12 protein-coding genes and 2 pseudogenes are annotated in these 17,917 nt (G+C 42.3%); 7 read left to right on the top strand and 7 right to left on the bottom strand.

The features are described from left to right. Positions 1-144 precede the first annotated feature (144 nt). The 3 genes from L3N51_RS11850 to L3N51_RS11840 all read left to right on the top strand — a co-directional run bounded on the left by L3N51_RS11850 (position 145) and on the right by L3N51_RS11840 (position 1,326). Positions 145-537, top strand: coding sequence for a hypothetical protein (locus tag L3N51_RS11850; protein WP_238027423.1), 393 nt, complete (start codon positions 145-147; stop codon positions 535-537). After that, positions 524-850, top strand: a complete 327-nt coding sequence (locus L3N51_RS11845; protein ID WP_238027424.1) for a YgjP-like metallopeptidase domain-containing protein — start codon at positions 524-526, stop codon at positions 848-850. The genes L3N51_RS11850 and L3N51_RS11845 overlap by 14 nt, the downstream gene beginning before the upstream one ends. 182 nt (positions 851-1,032) lie before the next feature. Continuing rightward, a complete protein-coding gene (locus L3N51_RS11840; protein WP_238027422.1) occupies positions 1,033-1,326 on the top strand; it encodes a hypothetical protein in 294 nt (97 codons plus the stop codon). A 3-nt stretch (positions 1,327-1,329) separates the two neighbouring features. On the opposite strand, the gene L3N51_RS11835 is transcribed toward L3N51_RS11840, so the two are convergent. The 3 genes and pseudogenes from L3N51_RS11835 to L3N51_RS12775 form a co-directional block, all read right to left on the bottom strand. After that, positions 1,330-2,562, bottom strand: coding sequence for a hypothetical protein (locus tag L3N51_RS11835; RefSeq protein WP_238027421.1), 1,233 nt, complete (start codon positions 2,560-2,562; stop codon positions 1,330-1,332). Further along, positions 2,534-3,652, bottom strand: a complete 1,119-nt coding sequence (locus L3N51_RS11830; protein ID WP_238027420.1) for an AAA family ATPase — start codon at positions 3,650-3,652, stop codon at positions 2,534-2,536. The genes L3N51_RS11835 and L3N51_RS11830 overlap by 29 nt, the downstream gene beginning before the upstream one ends. 132 nt (positions 3,653-3,784) lie before the next feature. Next, positions 3,785-4,003 (bottom strand): annotated as a pseudogene (locus tag L3N51_RS12775) (MrcB family domain-containing protein); the annotation flags it as partial. Positions 4,004-4,050: 47 nt separating this feature from the next. On the opposite strand from L3N51_RS12775, the gene L3N51_RS11825 reads away from it, so the two are divergent. Continuing rightward, positions 4,051-4,671 (top strand): PD-(D/E)XK nuclease family protein, encoded by a 621-nt coding sequence (locus L3N51_RS11825; RefSeq protein ID WP_238027419.1) that lies wholly within the window; start codon positions 4,051-4,053, stop codon positions 4,669-4,671. Here L3N51_RS11825 and L3N51_RS11820 read toward each other — a convergent pair. After that, on the bottom strand, positions 4,664-6,625 hold the full coding sequence (locus L3N51_RS11820; protein ID WP_238027418.1) for a hypothetical protein: 1,962 nt from the start codon (positions 6,623-6,625) through the stop codon (positions 4,664-4,666). The genes L3N51_RS11825 and L3N51_RS11820 overlap by 8 nt on opposite strands. Positions 6,626-6,690: 65 nt before the next feature. Then, a complete protein-coding gene (locus L3N51_RS11815) occupies positions 6,691-10,026 on the bottom strand; it encodes a DEAD/DEAH box helicase (protein WP_238027417.1) in 3,336 nt (1,111 codons plus the stop codon). A gap of 355 nt (positions 10,027-10,381) precedes the next feature. Here L3N51_RS11815 and L3N51_RS11810 point away from each other — a divergent pair, with 355 nt between their 5' ends. Both L3N51_RS11810 and L3N51_RS11805 read left to right on the top strand, forming a co-directional pair. Beyond that, positions 10,382-11,422, top strand: coding sequence for a DNA methyltransferase (locus tag L3N51_RS11810; protein WP_238027416.1), 1,041 nt, complete (start codon positions 10,382-10,384; stop codon positions 11,420-11,422). Positions 11,423-11,524: 102 nt separating this feature from the next. After that, positions 11,525-15,913: a DEAD/DEAH box helicase gene (locus tag L3N51_RS11805; RefSeq protein ID WP_238027415.1), complete on the top strand. Its 4,389-nt coding sequence runs from the start codon at positions 11,525-11,527 to the stop codon at positions 15,911-15,913. Between the two features lie 130 nt (positions 15,914-16,043). Here the strand turns inward: L3N51_RS11805 and L3N51_RS12770 are convergent. Together L3N51_RS12770 and L3N51_RS12765 are read right to left on the bottom strand one after the other, a co-directional pair. Continuing rightward, positions 16,044-16,251 (bottom strand): annotated as a pseudogene (locus L3N51_RS12770) (IS6 family transposase); the annotation flags it as partial. A gap of 277 nt (positions 16,252-16,528) precedes the next feature. After that, entirely contained in the window at positions 16,529-17,140 is a 612-nt protein-coding gene (locus L3N51_RS12765) for a DUF4097 family beta strand repeat-containing protein (RefSeq protein WP_428846164.1), read from the bottom strand. Between L3N51_RS12765 and L3N51_RS11795 the strand changes: the two genes are divergently transcribed. Next, positions 17,091-17,327, top strand: coding sequence for a hypothetical protein (locus L3N51_RS11795; RefSeq protein ID WP_238027413.1), 237 nt, complete (start codon positions 17,091-17,093; stop codon positions 17,325-17,327). The genes L3N51_RS12765 and L3N51_RS11795 overlap by 50 nt on opposite strands. Positions 17,328-17,917: the final 590 nt, after the last annotated feature.

Here is a 17,917-nt window from a genome sequence, read left to right as displayed (position 1 = left end):
AAGGTTATTAACCCTGAGAAGGTAACACATTATCTGGGTCAGGACGGGGAGAGACGCGATCTTCACGCTCTCACCCAAACTCAACCCGTCCTGGCCCAACTTAAATTTTGTCTATTATAGCAATATTGTTGGACACACTCAAGGTTGATACAGCTGATCGAGGAGTGGAACGAAAGGAAGAAGGAAATAGAGGTCGTAAAGAATGAACTTGAGTCCCTTATGGGGGAGGCCAATAGCTACGAGGAAAGACTGAACTCAATGGCCCCTGTTGAGAGACTTCTCTACGAGATGACGGAGTACGTTAAGAGAGTTTCAGGAAAGGAGCCTAAGCTGGATAGCACAAAAGGCGTCCTTGAGCAGATAGTAAAAAGATACTGGTGCAAGAAGGGGAAGGTTCAAATAAAGGAGATGAAGAACCTTGAGGCAGAACTGCTAGTTGACTTTTTCCGTTCAGGGATAGATAAAGCGGAAGACCTTGCCGATGAGCTTGCAAAGCTTGTAAAGAATGAGGTGGAAGGATGTGATGGAAGAAGCTAGCTCACTGCTTACATTACTCTCCTCACAGCTTGGGCTTGACAGAAAAGTAAATCTGAGGATTAAGAAGTATAGAAAGTGGGCGGCCTCTGCGAACCTAAGAACCGCGACAATAACGATAGATGAGGACCTTGCAAATTCCTATGAAGTTGCCAAGTACCTCATCTTACACGAGCTAATCCACATAAAACTAGACACAAAGTACCACAGCGATGAGTTTTACCGCCTTCTTTACAGCATAATGGAAGAGGATGAGGTCAAGGCGGCGATGGAGGAGGCGGTGAGTATTAAGAGGGGAAAGATAAGGATGCATTAACACCGTCGATTAAATTAGTTAAAGGCCTTCAGACGTTCATAGTCAGTTAAAATTATTAATAGATCATCTACGAGATTGACGTACTACTTTACACTTTTCGCCTCCTCTCGAGACCCAGGTAAACTCTTTTCAGCACCGTGGAAATCTCCTTGACCCCCAGGGAGAGCTTGAGGGAGTACCTCATGAAGAGCTGCACGATTAACGTCAGGGAAACAAGCTCGATAAAGCCCTGGGTATACGTCAGGGATCCATGTGATCCCTCCTCAAGTCATAGCCTCATCTCCCTGATGATCACCTCCAGGCCCCACCCGTTCTCCCACGTAGTCAGGATCTGTTTCAGTTTCATAGACTATCATATCTTTCTTGGAGCTAATCTAGAGCCTCATGAACGATTTTCGTTACAGCACGGCACTCTACATGGATATCTCGCCACATTAAGGTCCATAGATGCTCTCAGGGATGTATGGAGAGGATGAAATCTATAATAGGCTCTTGAGGTAGTCGTTTGACGTGAATATCCTAGCAATCTTTGAAATATTTTTATCATCCTCATCCGAGGGATCAAGCACCACTATATATAATTTTTTAGAACTTTTAAAGGCTATTTCAATAAAGCCCTCTCTCTTGGCTATTTCATTCATTGTGAACGTGGCCCTCTCCTCCACGTCTAGAACCGGGGGTAATTGTCCTCCCATCCACTTTTCATCTAGGCCTGGGTAAGCTAGTATGACTGTTATGGGATCATATTCGTATGCGTAAGCCATGATCTTAAACCGGCTGGCAGTTATGTAACTGACGTTGTTTGAGTACTTGCATTCAATCAGGATTGTCCTCCTTGCTTTTAATGAAAGATCCGGTCTTCCTCTAAAACTATTGACGTTATCTAGATTATCCACACTCTCTAACTGCGATATGTCCAGATCTTTGTTCAGTATCAACTGTATCTCTTTGTCCCCCTTTTGGACCACGAAAGCTTCTCCTTCCTTTTTTACAGTAAATCCTTCTCCCTCCAGGTACTTCACAACCAAGAAGAAGATGTAGATTTCGTACAACCTCCACAGTACTAACTTAATCATCTCCTCTCTTTCTACTATCACTCCAGATCTAGTTCCAAAGGACTTGGTCTCGAGTTCAGATAGCATTTTGTACAGTTTATAGGTTTCCCTCAACCAGATTGGATCGTAGATTGTCAATGGCCTATAATAACTACCCCTAAAATAGTCTAGTGCCTGTTCAAGTTCCTGCAGCTTCTGTTTTAGTTCGTCTATGATCCTGAAATATTTGATCTCCTCATGGACATTCTTGATAATATTATGGCATCTATCTGCCACCTCGTATATCTTGTGAAGCAGATAGTTCATTATTGCATATTCTGGGGCATCGTAGCCCTTAATGTAGGTGTAGTAAGCGTAAATTCCCTTGGACATCACGTGCAGGGATCTGGGAACATTCACCACGCCCATGGGTTCACTGTCGTATTCCACAGCGAACTCCCTGTACGTGAGTCTGGCCCTCTTAGCCTGATCAAAGTAGTGAAGGGCCCTGTTAATTACGCTGATTGCGACCGAGGATAAAAGGAAATATCTTGTTATCGTGTCTACCTCAACGCTCTCGAGTCCCCTTGCCAGGAGAGATTCTAAGTTCACTTTCCCCCTGTACGCAAAGTAGTATCTTCCCACTTTTTCAATCAGTCTTCTTTCCCTTTCCCTCATTGTCCATACACTCTTTAACGAACTTGCTGTAGAGTGTCCAGTCCTCTGGGTTAACTGTTCCAAGAGTGCCTCCAAGTATATTGACAAAATCTAGGATATCCCTCTCCCGAAGAGAGGAGTAGATGTTTATTGCCTTCCTTAATGACGCTGGGGATATGTTAAACCTGGCCCTGGTATCAAGCCCCTCTCTCAGGTCGTTCTCGCCCATACTAGCAAACTTGTTTCTGAGGCACTCCACGAGCTCCCTTACTTCAGGATCCACTTTGATGTTGAGGTTATCAAGATCCTCTGTCCCTTTAGGGTACTTGAACTCAAAAACGAAGAACCTTCTCAGTAATGCGCTGCCTATGTCAAAGAGGTTCCTGGAGTCAACGAGGTTCATTGTGGCTATAATCCTCAATTTAGTTAATGGCCCGTTACCGTGCTCACGATAGTTCTTAAGAAAATTTTCAGCCTCAGCATCTTTACTCTCGTAACTGCTGATTTCCTCAATTAGATATGATGGTAACTCCCATTTACTCGGATCAACACTCGAAAATATTGTGAAAAATTCGCTGAACGCTTTATCTATATCAGCCCTATTTATCTCATCAATTATCACTATGTAATATTCTCGGTCTCCAGTTGCCGCCTTGTTATAAGCCCTTATCAGTATGCCGCTTTTCCAGGTAACAGTCCCCTTTCTAATTGTTTCTCCTCCTATCACGTCTCTCCTAAACCAAAGCGAATTGGCGGTGGTGACAATGTAATTCTCCCCGGCAAGTTTTCGCGCCAAACGCTTGGCCAATTCTGTCTTTCCTACTCCAGGGGGTCCAACCAATAACAGGTTTCCATTTTTTATAATAGCCTCTAGGAGGGACTCAAACTTCTCTTCTCCGAACCCAGTGTTTATGCGTAAATCTTGTAGAAGTTTTTTATCGGCTAATTGCTCTAGCTTCCCTGTTTTAATCTGGTTTAAGACTTTCTCTTTATAGAAGTTTACAAGGTTAGAAAGGTGGTCCTCAAGCTCCTGATCGGATACCTCCCTCTTATTTTCATCAAGGAACTTCACGTTATCGCCCTCTATCACTTCATACGCCTTGTAGACCAATGAGTCTCCGTAGCGAGGAACTGGTGCCTTAAAATATTCGGAAATTTTAACTGGCCTGTTATGATCTGGATCGTCAAAGGGCCATGACACGGGAGGATGCTCCTCCTCGCTAATTCCGTAAGCCAATATGAGAGTCTTTCTATCCTTGTAGTATAGGTAAACCGGGTAAATCCCCTTGCGTGGTGACATCCCCTCACCCAGGAAGGCTATAAAGGGTACGCGTGAGGGGTATCCCTGCCCAAACGACACCTTTACAGTTAACTCCCCGTATTCTTTCGGATACTTCGAGGTTGCCAGATCCTGGGTATGCGCTTGTTTAATGAACTCCCTTAACGTCTCTGCTATACTCATCATGAAAAGGTGTAAGGTTTTTAACTCTAAATATTTGTCTATCTGTCATGACAGGTGTGAAGGATGCTGCCCGCTCCACCTCATCCTGCGATAATTTCAAGATGGATCAACACTTTAAAAAGTTCATTGAGGGTAAGGAGAGAGTACACGACGACATAAAGTCGGAGGTAAGGGGATATTTTGAGAGGTCCGGCTTTAAGTGTCACGAGGAGTACGAACTGTCATGGTTAAATCTTAGGGGTAGGGTTGACATAATGTGCAGTTCAGGGGATGACGTGGTGCTGATTGAGATCAAGTCCTCAACTGTTTCTGGATGGGTTCAGGTTGATGGCTTACAGTTGTTGATATACAAGTTAATTTTTGAAAAGACTATGATGGGAAAAGATTCCAGCAATTCGCCCTCCTTCAATTCTTCAGCGGTACACGCAGTCCTCGTGTATAGGAACCCCTTCCATGCTAATGGAGACGGGCTCACAGAACTTAGTGTTGGAAGCAGAAAAGTTAGCGTCTCTAAAAAATACCTCTACTTGTTACTGAAAGATAATTTGGAGGGATTCCAGGAGACATTGGAGAACTCTTCCAAGGACGGTAAGACTTACGTAATGAACAAGGATTGCGATATCTGCGTAAACCAGGACTGTCCCCTTTTAAGATCCAAAACTAGGTAAGGTCGCAATCTACCCAGGGTAGGTTCACCCATCCCTTATATTTGAGGAGGCACAGGGCGGCCCACTTGCTAATTTTCATTTCCTGTTCGAGGGGAGACATGTCGCACAGCCCAGATCCCACGTTCCTCCCTACTATGACGCAGTTGTGACACCCGTCAACGCATTGATTCACATAGTAGGGCAGGATAAACTGAGCGAATGTATTAAGGAGGCGCCTCTCCTCCTCCCTGATTCCGGACTTCACAATTGCGGGTCTAATATTCCACTCGTATAGATATCTGTATATGGTTCTTGTGGCTAGGATCCTCTCATTGATGTAATCCTTAATTGTACTCTCCATCATCTGGCCAAATGAGCTCGAAGCCAATAGCAGGTTCTTAGCTGGACCTATCAACCTTTTCTCCCGGTCAAAGTTTTCCTCGCATGAATCTCGTCCATCCCTAGTTAAGATTCTCATTAATTCATTCCTCATGACCTGATCCAGATCTTGGCCCTGAAATACGTTCTTCACGTAGTCGTAAGTGAAGGGTTTCTTTCCAAAGATTAGAATGTGCGAGTTTGACTCAGACTCTCTGAATTCGAAGGTGTTCTCGATGATCATGTCCTGTATCTTCCCCAACATTTCAAATCTGCAGGATTCCATCCCAACCACAATCCTTTCCCCAAACTGATCTAAACCAGAGAGGTTTGACAAGACCTTCATAGTCAGGTGGGATACTCCGTGCAACCCGTGGGCTAAGGCGTAAATACCTATCGCCCTCTTTAATAACTCTTCGGTCCTTTTTTTCACTACATCCGTATTAATTTGATTATTTAAGTCGTCTTGATTCAACAGGGTCTTAATAATCTCTACTACGAATTCAGTTATATTCTTGGTATTTTTCAAGTTTCGGTTGTCATAAATCCTTAATATTAATCTTAGATTTGGAGAAAGAAATTTCAATTTGCTGTAGTATATCTTTGTATTTACATCAACCTCAAGTGGGTATAACTTTTTGTAAATTTCTTTTTGTTTTAAGAAAATAATATCATCTGATAGGATATTGACCAGGGTTTTCAAAAGTTCCCTGTTAAGTAATATCTTTACAAGAGATTCCTTATGTTTTGAGAATATCCAGTCCGCTAACTTCTGAATCTTATTACAGTCCAAACCTTTAAACTGAATATTTAACATAGGAACATTTAGAATTAAGTCACGCGGAAGAGGCTCATCAGAGCTTCCGGTGGGTAGCACCAGGGAGAATGGTATTACCAGCGGAAAGAGAAAGAGGAATTTCCTTGGACGATACTTCTGATTGGATCCTGCGGAGTCGCTGTAGCGCCAGGCATATCCTGAGATCTGCGAGCCAAGATAGATCAGTTCCAGATCCCCTGGCGTAATCGTTGTGGACTCCTGCTCCTTTGCAGAATCAGAAACTAAGGGTGTTTGTCTCAGATAGGCCTTAACATCTCTGGCTTCAATCACCCACTTCCTCACATTGCTAGCAACAATGGTGCGGTCTGTGGAAATCCTCAAGTCATTAAAGTCCTTAATCTTGTCAAATAGTATGTCGTCCACGATTAGGGTGAAAAAAAGCCTAGCGTATCTGGATCCCTGGCGATTTTTCCACTCTCCCGGACTAAGCGATCCGGAATAACCTAGTATGTACTTTAACCCGGTTTTCTCGGTATCCGCTCCCTTTGGATCCAGTGAAACACCACCTAGGTATTTGTCTGAGTCTTGACTCCCTCCGTATTTTCCATTATAAACGAATAGGACCGGATAGGCTCCTTCATTTAACTCAATCTCTCTCATGGCACCTCCAAATATTTTTCTGTATCCTTCGATAGTTATTCTAGATGCATATGTGCCCAGAGGATTTATGGGCATCAATAAATCCTTCCATTGTTCAGTGCCTTGCTTATATCTGAATTTAACATATTTTTTCATACTTATATCCAAAACTTTGTCCACCAGACTTAGCTGTCCCAGATAAGCTATTTTATACTCGTAGTTAGGGAAAGGAATGCTCATCCATATCACCCGTAATATTTAAAAGGAATATTTCTTAGGAGTTCGCTTCGGTTCCTATTGAGCGTCCTGAGATTTCTGTTGGCAAATACGTCGACTACTATGATGTTTTTCTCACGGGTTACCTCAATATTGCTCTCATCTATCTCAATTCTCGTGCCCTGAATATCCGTGATTATGGCTGGATGAGGTATCCTATTACCGAGAAGGAAGAAGTTGATCCTCTCATCTAAGTTAAGATTTATTTCGTTATGGGTGGTAAACATGTCTGTGAGGTTAAGACTTATTATTTTTTTCAAAATGCTATTAGCCCTTTCTATCTCTTTTTTCACATTTGGCATCCTCATAAGCTTTGGATCTTTCTTGACCCTTGATAAAACGTCACTTATGTAGCCGTAAAACCACATAAGTTTCTGGGACACAAGAGTACTAATATCTCCATACATAGAATATTGGTTAAGCTTGTCAATTATTGAGTGAATTTCCCCAGCAAGTCGTGTTTTCCCGTCTCCACTTATTAGCGCGAAGATGGTCGCTAGGGAGCGAATCAACTCGTAATTCAGACCTGATAAACTGTGAATTCCAACGTTATCAGTCTTAGAATCGGGAATATTTCTCAATAATTCTCTCTTGTTGTCAAGAATCTCCTTAATGGTTTCTACAATGCGGTCAGCCTCAGCTGGAACATATCTTTTCATGATTTCCCTTAGTCCATCATATTCTTTACCTGGAAAGAGCCTCTCCAATTCGGCGTGGATCAATACTCCGTATCTGATTAACGTCTCCCTATCGAAGTCTCTACCAAAATTTTTCCTTTCTATGTTGAATAATTCCCTAAAGGCTCTACCTTCGTCAAGAAATGATATATCTTTTCCCATATTTTTTAGGAAGATTGTACCAAATGATATTCTAAACGATTCGTTAGTCCTTCCGCTTCTCCCGAGCCTCTGAATGTAACTTTCACTTGAGGAGGGAATTCCATGTTGCATCACCACATTGACATTATTCAGATTAACACCAACCTCTAGGGTAGAGGTTGATATGCAGACATTCCAAATTTTCTGGGACAGTATGGCCTCAATCCTATTTCTAACCTCGTCTAGGTCTGCGTTGTGCTTAATCACAAAAAAGTGTTTTTCATTATGATGAATGAAACTATCCTTTTTCAGCCCTCTAGCGGCGACGGATATCTCCTCAGCGAGATCTTTCAACTCCTTGGAGCGAGCTTCATCCAAATTCCCGAGGAGATATGCATCTATCTCCTTCGAATCTAGGAAAAGTTGGAGATGTGAGTATCTGAGGAACGTCTGATACCCTGCATCAAGCTTGTTCCCCATGCTCTTGATAGCGTTTTCTCTCAGGATGGATATCATCTTTTTGGATATACTGAACTTCTCCCCTCCTTGCCCTTGATTCGAGGACTTGTCGATGAGTAGCTTGTCCTTGTGAAATTCCTCTTTTCTTAGACCTCTTCTTACCAAGTTCCGAAACACTTCCTCCTGAGTTTCCTTGCTGTCTATGAAGGCCAAAACATGGGGTTCATAATTCCTTTTCGTTACTCTGGAAACGCCTCGACCCACTCCCAAGGTCCACAGAAGCGAAGTGTTCAGTGCCTCTATGAAGTGAGTGGTCGAAGAAGTTGAAGGAGAAGGGAAGAATAGGGAGGTCACTACCAGCTTCCTCTTAGACTCTTTACGATCAAAAGTGGAGTAATAGCGAACGAAAATCTCTGAATCGAATAGGTCCTTCAGAGGGCCCCTGAATATGGGGGATAGGTCAGGAGATTGCTTATCCTTTTCTGAAGAAGGGCCAGAGTCTATCCCCGCCAATCCTGAAGAGGTGCTCAAGTCTATTCCAGCTAATTGGGATGTCTGAAAGTTGTCCTCAAGGATGTTCCTGTTTTCCATGGTAGCGCTTGATATCAAGACGTCAAACACTCTCTGTTTCATGATCTTACGTATTCCCTCGTCCAAGTCTATTTCGCCTTCACCCGAAATAATATAGAGAAATATTCTCAGGAGAAGAAAATGGATGAAGTCAGAAAGATCCTTCGAGTTTAGAAAGATATGTGCCTCGTCTATAACGAGGGTATTTAACTTGTCAAGCAAGCTCACTATCCAATGGTTCTCACCTATGTTCCTAGTAAGGTGATTGGATATCATGGAATGGTTGGATATGACCACAGCGGGTTCCTCGATTCTCTCCACTTTCTTGTACTCGCTGATCCAGTCAATCTCCTCTTGGATTTCATCCTTTTCGTTAACAAGACATGGTTTACCTTTCCTGTAAACTATCCTCAGTCTGGAATTGTTTATCTTCAGTTCCATTCCTCCCCTGAAATCGTCGTTATCTGGAATCTGATTCTTACTGTTACCATCAAGTATGTAGAGGTGGATCTTCCTTTCACGGAATTTATTGATGTAGTACACGAGCTTGACAAGTTTCTCCAACTGCTCCCTCGCAAGTGTCTTTGTGGGGTAAATCAATAGGCCAGCACCTCCAAACCTCAATAGTTTCATGAGGAGATAAACGGTGAAAATGTAGGTTTTCCCTGATCCAGTAGGTGCAGAAATTATACCTAGCTTAGGTTCATTTATCTTTTCTCTCAGCTGTTTTATCATCTCAAATTGATAGGAATTTAACTTTTTGACGCCTTCAAACTTTAACGCCTCGCATATCACCCGGTTCTCTCTTTCGCAGAGAATATCAACGTCGTGTATATTGTTGGGTATGTAATCTTCAATAAACGGGAGTAAGAAGGCTTCCAGTACATAGTAAGGAGATCTCAGCTCTCCCTGTGAATAGGGTAGAGAATTCTCGTACCTGAAAAGCCGAAGCAGCTCCCCGTAGGCCGTTTTGAAACATGAGTCTCTCCTCTCATTAACTAGCCGAAGTACCTCGTTCAGAACGCTCTCCCCTTTGCGCCTTATACGATCTAGGATCTTGAAGTGCCGAAATACGTTGTCAGATCCAATGTTAATCTCAAGGACGGGATTGTTGGAAGCCGCCTCCAGAACCTTATCTAGGGTGTTGTCGGTGCACGGAAGATCTATGAGAAGGCGAGCTGACTTCAGGTAATCAATAAGCGGAAGAAGACCTCCCACATCTGCGGACCCACGCTTGTAGTAGTTGAGATAAAGATATGCTAGGTCTAGGATTGTGAGGGTCGCGTCAAAGTTATGAGCTACATTATATTTTGAGCTTGGAACATAATATTTATCATTAATCTTTTCACAAATGTCATTGAAGCGAATGAGACAAAGCTCGTGTTTTAAGACCTCTTGATAGAATTCTGAGAACTCGTCAGAAAACAAATCTGGATGGTCAGTGGTAAGCGTTGACATTAAAATATATTGTTCCTCAAAATATAAATCTTTATCGATTTACATACTGAATAATCACCTTATAACCTCATCCTGTTCATGGTGTCGTTATGTTTGTATGTTTTTGATTTTCAAGGAGTTCAGAACTCGTAACGCCGCAAGACTAGTTTATGCAAGTCTGATAACGCTACAATCATCTTTGGAATATTTAAGGTTCAGGAAATTCCGGGAAAAGTAACAAATTACGGGAAGAGGTTTGTGAATGCAACGATGTGATAGCCGTGGGATTAGTGCCATCCTTTAGGTTCCCGCGTTCCATAGAAAAATTCATTACATGCATCCATGTCAATACTTATCATGGGAAAATTTCACGCTGATGAGGTACTGGGGTAGGAAACCTCAGACCCTTGTAAGTGAGTTGGTCGCAGATTCAACCGACCTGGTTATAGATCCCTTCGGTGGATCAGGTGCGATAGTACGCACCGCGGCGGATACTGGAAGGAGAGCAGTATATCTAGACATAAATCCCTATGCGTGGCTCGTCACGTTCCTGAACACCCAGCCCATCAATAGGGATGAATTCATGGATAGGGGAAAGCTGGTTCTTGAAATGGCAAATGAGATGAAAGTGAGGAAAAGACATCTAAAAAATGATTTCCTCTATTACCGCGATGGAACTCCATTCTTCAAGAAGAGAAACGTGGATAGGGTTAGTCAGCTCTTCACTTTAGATAATTTCAGGAAGCTGTATGCCCTCTTGAAGGCCATTGATGAGGCGGACGCTTCGATCAATACGAGGATTGCACTTTACGCTGCTTTCTGCGCCTCGCTGTTTCCATCATCAACGATGAAAAGGAGAGGGGCTGGTACCTGGGGAGTACCCAGCTACTGGGTTCCAAAGGAGCATGAGAACTTGGATCCCTTTCAGATATTTGAAAACACCCTGAGAAGGTTTTCACGGGGATTTGGAGGGAATGGTGATGTGAAACTTCTTTTGGGAAACGCTCTTACTTATAGCTATCCCAGAGAGGCGACACTCATCACGGACCCTCCGTTTTTCGACGAGGTGCAGTATATGGAGCTCTCCTTTTTTTACTGGGCGTGGTTGAGGGAGAGCGCGTTTCAGAGATACTTGGGAAAAAGAGTTTACTATAGATTTTCTAGCGAATTTGTATATAATCCTAGAAGAGGCAGACTGGACTTGTATTTTTCGCGTTTCGAAAAGTTTCTGGTTAGGACGAAAAGAATGAAAAGAAAATTTCTCATCTTTCATGAGGATGATAAGAGGCTCAGGGACGAAATTCTAAGTATGGTAAGGGCCAAGTGGGGTGAGTTAAAGGTTGATACAGTTACCATTGATAATCAAAGGCAAATAGGGCCCCGCGGAGGGACGGAATATTTAGTGATAAGATCGTGACATCAATGTGGGGAGGTAATCTTGAGTTCTCAGAAATTAAATTGAAAAGCTAAGAAAGGTAATGTTTAAAAAATTTTGAAGTTCATTTAACTAGAGTGTCTTTTGCAAGTTGTCGAGAAGAGAGTGGGCAATTCTAGTATAAATTTCCTTGAAATAATAAGCGAAAACAAAAAACAGGTGGAAATATCAGATAAGACCCTTAGGGATATAATTTCCGGATTGGAGGTGGGTGACGCGTGCGAACTTGCTAAGTTCAAATTATATCGGCATCAATTAGAGACATTTGAGAAACTAAGGGATGGCAAGAATGTCATACTTGGGTCAGATACAGGATCCGGGAAGACTGAGGCTTGGTTCATTTACTTGTTGTACCTTATTCATGAGAAAATAGGTGCTCGGGCCCTGGTGATTTATCCGACGGTTTCCCTGGGGAGAGACCAGGAGAGAAGACTTTCAAAATACTTCACAGACTGCGTGAAGAGATCTCCCCTGGTTAAGGGCCCTGTTAGGTACGACGGTAATTATGATAAGGAACACGATTCCCTGGACGATGCTATAAATGCAACTATAGTAATTACTAATCCTGAGAAGATAGCTAGGAACCTTCACTCCAGGAGTAGGTTAAAGCCATTTGATAAGGTTGACTTCATAGTCCTTGATGAATTCGATTTCTACACCAGTTCACAGGCGCTAAAACTATTGACGTTATTGAAGGTGTTATATGGGGAGGTACTAAAGAGCGAAGTTCCGCAGCTGGTGATTATGAGTGCTACTCTAAGGGACTCCATCTCACTGGAGAGACTGAACTCAAGGGAAACAGTGTTCATTTCTGGATCTTCTCCAAAACCCAGGGAAAGTCACACCCTCCTATATCTAGGCAAGGAAAATCTACAATTTCTAGAGGAATTGGATAAGTATTTGGACGGTAAATCACGTGACCTAAAGTTGCGAGATATCCTAGTTAGGGCCAAGTCCTTAGTCTCGCTTAGGGAAAATACTACATCCTACAAGATCTATCTGAAATCACTTGCAGAAGACGAAGGCCTAACCTTTCTATTCACTAATTACATTACAGAAGCAGAGAGACTGTATTATGAGCTAAATCCAAAAGACATGGATAACAGGATAGCAATACATCATTCTCTCCGTAAAGATCCTGGAAATATAATTCAGCGGGTTAGCGAAAATGAAATAAAACTACTTATCTCGGTGAAGACGTTAGGACAAGGGGTAAACTTTAAGGCGGCTAAAAGGGTAGTTCATTATGGTCTTCCAGATCATATAAAGGAATTCATTCAACGAGAGGGAAGAAAGGGAAGAGATCCTGACTTATCCTTCGTGGAGAGCGTAATATTCCCTAGGAGTATAAGTGATCTCGTTCCATTCCTCGGAGACAATCCTGAGCAGACCTTCACTAACTGGAAGGAATTAGGTCCAGAGAATATAATTCTATCTTATGACAGTGACCTTAGCAGGTTTTTTGAAGAGAAGTTTGCATTAGCCGTGAGGAAGGGTAAACTGGGTAAGGAGATAACCTTGCAGGAAGTTAAGGAGGACGAGGATATACAAGAACTGAGAGACTTAGGCTTGATAAGGTTTCATAGGATTGGCTCAACCAAAACTCCGGACCTCAGGCGGCGTAAGGTATATGCCTCCTTTTACACCTTAGAGACAAAAAAAGAGGCCGAAATTATTCTTGATGATCCGGATATCAAGTCCCAGAAGTTCTCTGGATCTGTTTCCCGAATATCCTACGAGAAGATGGTCAGGTATTATCAGCCAGGAGCCATAGATTACTCTCTGGGGGCTATAGTAGAATCCATAGAGAAGGAGAAGGATGAAAAGGGGAAGATTACGTTCGTTGTTAAAGAGGTTCCTACTAGGCTGCTGGAAAACCTAGATTACTCCAAGGAAAGGGGGACTAGCCCTGTTCTGGAAAGACTGGTGGAGCGATTCAAGCGACTTCAGAAAGATACCGAGGAGTTGAGGAAGACCTCTATTCAAGAATTAATTCAGACAGGAAGATTAGTGTCTAGGATAGTTACAAGGATATTTATAGAGGATAATGAGAGCGGTGGTCTAGTTAGATATAGGGAAGTACCTTGGAGGGTTATGTGGCAAATTTACTTGTTGAATTATAGCATAAAATTGATATTAGTTGAGCTAAAATCCAAAATGTATCTTAAGGGTATGACCTATGCATATGCCATACCCTATGATAAGTCAAGTGCGCACGAGGAAAAGTATATATCCATTTTGAGGGTGGCTTTGAGAAGACAGTTGGGCGTACCTTTGGACACTATAATGTATTCCAAAACACAGTCCAACGATAAAAGGGAGGAAATGCTAACATTATGGGAGACAGAAATAACGGGAATTCTTCCTGTACTTTTTGAAAACAAAACTATTATGAAAGGGAGAATGCGTATTACTAGGGAAGATCTAATCAATGCCATAAGAGATCTGAAATATGACGATCAGACCAAGATCTTGCTAAGGATCAATCAATTCAAATACGGATTTCCCCCCGTAAAAGAGCAGGAATTTGATAGTATTAAAAGAGACGCGATAGAGTATCTAAACCAGCTTCGCTCGGCCTATGTGGAATATAGTATGGTCAAAAAAATCAAAGAGCTTTTGAACCAAAGTAAACTTGACTACATTAGGATAGTCATCCCTCTAGATGATACGGGCAGGCATCTCCTGATATCCGAGGATGAATTCTCGGTATTCAATAACGTCAATGAAGTAATACAGAAGGTCAAGGACGAGTCTGACAAGAATATCCCAATATATGCACCCAGAGGTCCGTCGTTTCCCGTTCTCCTTTGCAGGTATCCTAAAGTCATTCCCATAGATCTGGGAAAGGTCTTAGAGGAAATGGGTATCGTGAATGGTAGGGAGAGGCCTCATGAATACCTAGCAAAGTTATTGGATGGTGACGTGAAGGAGTTGGAGCGATTCATCATACATCTGATCAGTAACCTAGACATAATCAAGGTAAAGGAAGATATTACACCCTCCGCCCTCTGTATCACTATGATGGATAGTAAAACTTGGAATAGGATAAAAGGTAAGAAGAGCATCTCATTTACACTGGATAGTAAACCCACAGCCGATAACGCCGTGTATATGGAACATCTCAACGCGTTTAATGGTAACTCCAGAAGGAAACTGCTGCAGTTATATGCCAACGGAGGTAAATTGTATAATTTCTTCGTGAACGAGAACAATCAAATAGTGGGTTTCGGACTCATTGATTCAGTGAGACCAAAGGTGAGGGACAAATGTGATTTCCATGCACCCAAATTCTCGTCCATAGACTTTGAGTTGATGTATGATCTTCCGGAGAATGTGCAGTTTTTTTACAGTGATAACGGTCTCGATGAGATAAGGACTCACGTGAATAAGTTGCTCTCATTGAGACCCTCAGATGATAAGGTGCATTTTGGAGTGTACTGCGGCAAGCTGGAATCAGATGGACTAAGGGATGCCTTTTCATTCTTAACCGAGAAACTAAAAATATATATGAGTTCACAAATAAATGCAGAAAGTGATATGTTGGCCGAGCAAGATGTTCAGAAGGGTATAATATGCGATCCGTTGAAGAGGCTTCAAAGTGACCACACCAAGGTGACTGAGAGTGATTTCGAAGAACAATTCCATTACTTCGTGATATTGGACAAGCTATCAGGAGTGATGAATCCGGAGAAGAATATTGATATAGTTAGGAATACCGATATGGTAAGGATAAATGATACGGGTGTAATTTGTTCCAATAAGGGGAAGCTGGTGGTATTCAAGATCCCTCAAGGTAACGGCAATCTGATTGAGAGAGCTGGCCTAGAATATTATAAGGGCACTAACTTAAAAATTCCGACCATTAATTTCAAGTATTTAGTTGGAGGAAGCGGCAAAATGACGGTGATAAAGGATATCTCCAAGCTAACAATAGAGATCAGAGAAGAAGAGTTGAAAGCTACTATTTCCCAACTGATAAGCAGCGATCTCACGATATACAGACTCGTAACTCACCTGAACATGTTGTCGCATTATATGGAAAAGATATACAACGTTCCAAAAAGTGAGGCATTTGATGATACTAGATCCTATCTTAACAACCTAATGAATTTGGCAAGTAAGTTGGACGGGCTCATAAAGGCTATCGAATCGGAGTTGGCTTTTATAAGAAAGGAGTATGGAGTAGATCTGAAAGTGGAGCTTCATGAGGACAAGGATAAGTTAATAAAGAAGATTGTCACGGGCATTAGAACGACAGGATGGGAAAAGTTTCTCAAATCAATGGAATCTAAAGGTACAGAGGTGACCAAGGCGATGGGGAGTTACGTGGTGAAAGGTAAAGGTATTTGGCTGTCAAACTCTATTTTCTATGCACTTCCAGGAACAATTTCAATTAATAACGTAGAACAGGAATTGCAAGAAGTCATACAAGTTGAAACGCCCAGCTTAGTGAAGTTTGAGACCATATGAGCTAGTGATAAAATGAAGAAGGAACTCCAACGCCAAGATTGGACAACTTACGGCTAGTAAAGTAGTGAGTTCACTCAAGAGGATTGAGTTTAAAACACCAACTTTGGGCGATGAGAGTGTGTCCAACAATTTATCTCACCTGCCACAATTGCAACAGATTGTAGACGGTGAAGTAGGTGGAGAACCACTTCCTTAGGCTCCACTTACTGGAGTTCCATGGGAAAGTGGAAGTCCATTCCGGAGAGCCTGTGCTTCACCGTTCTGAAGACCTATTCAACCCTGTTCCTCACGAAGGTGATGTGCTCGTGTTCAACCCCTGTTATGGAGAGGAAAAGGTAACACATTATCTGGGTCGGGACGGGGAGAGACGCGATCTCCACGCTCTCACCCAAACTCAACCCGTCTTGGCCCAACTTAAATTTTGTCTATTATAGCAATATTGTTGGACACACTCATAGTGTCGTCATGTTGGCATATTTTAAGGTTTAAGGGGTTCAATGCGAAGTCACGAAGCCATAAAACAAATTTATGCAAGTTTGACGACACTATGGACACACTCGTTTGTAAAGTATTAATTGCTTTATAAATCAAATAAAAATTATTTATAAATATTTATTAATTTATTTCAATATTAGCATTGGAGGTTTCTAATGATACATGTGTTGCTCCTCCATTCATATAACCGGTGAGTAGTTCTCCATTGATGTTTTCTACGTTTGTCAAGGGTAAGGTATATGTAATCACGCCATTACTGGTCGTGGCGGATACCTGTATACTAGAGGAGGTAGGGGTAGTAAAGCAAATATCACCGTTTGATGTGACTAGGGAAATGGATCCGCCATCTAAAGTCGAGAATTGAGCCTGTATTGCCCCATTAGAGGCGGTTGCACTAACTGAATGGGGAGAGTTGAGCTGAAGAATTATACCACCATTTGATGTCTCTGCCTGTACGTTAGACGCCGAGCTAGATATTATTTCTATATTTCCATTGCTAGTTATAGCTGTAATGCTGGTCACATAGTTGTTAGAAATGTAAATGTTTGCGTTAGATCTCTCAATGATTATCTGAGTGACCGTTGAAGGGACGCAGATCGTTGTGTTACCTGACTCGGTAGATGAGCCCTGAATTATGGCCTCATTACCACTATAAGAAGTGGAGAGTTGAATATTTGAATTTATGTGGAATTGGCCAGCAATTATTGATACAGAGCCACATACATTAAGCACTTCTACCTCGGATATAGACGCAGAGGTGCTGGTAGAAGACCCAGAACTTGAACCTGAGCTGGTGCTGGTGGATGAGCTAGCATTGCCTGAGCCACTGGATGTTGTACTTGTAGACGAGGAGGTGGAAGAGGATGATGTTGTTTGTCCACCTGTACTTTGGCTAGACGTTCCAGCAGAAGAGCCTTGATTTGTGGACCCGCCTCCACTGGAGGAACTACCGGTTGATGGTCCAGTAGTATATGAAGGTTGTTGAATAGGATGGGATGCTGGGGAAAATAGGTATAATCCGGCTATGGCAACTACCCCAATAACAATAATTGTTGTGACGAGGACAATAGTAGAAGATGTGCCTATTGATTTTATATTCCTTGATCCCATGTTCAATGTTCTCCTTATACTACCTGAAATGAAATTTTCCTTCTTCATTGCATGACTAATACTTGATTGTCTAATATACTTATCCTTGGATAGGGCGATTCAGGTTTCCATTGCGAATTGTAATTAGTTAATCTACGTGAGAAGATCAAAATTAATCTATCATTTTTCAGTAATACTTTAAGGGGAACACGATGTCATACCATGAGCAAACTAACTATCGAACCCGCGTACCAACTCCAGGAGGAGTTGGTACACATCGTGTTCGACCCCGTATTTCCTAAGCACTGGCTCATAAACCTGTTGAGGAGGTGGAGGAGCTAGTGATGAGGGAGGCGGAGGAGGTAAGCCCGAGGTACGCGAGGGGGAAGAGGCTCAAGAGGAGGGGATACGCGAGGTACA

The organism is Metallosphaera javensis (ex Hofmann et al. 2022), assembly GCF_022064045.1.
GTDB classification, from domain to species: domain Archaea; phylum Thermoproteota; class Thermoprotei_A; order Sulfolobales; family Sulfolobaceae; genus Metallosphaera; species Metallosphaera javensis.
Note: the sequence above shows the minus strand (reverse complement) of the source record. Positions and strands in the feature narration are given on the sequence as shown.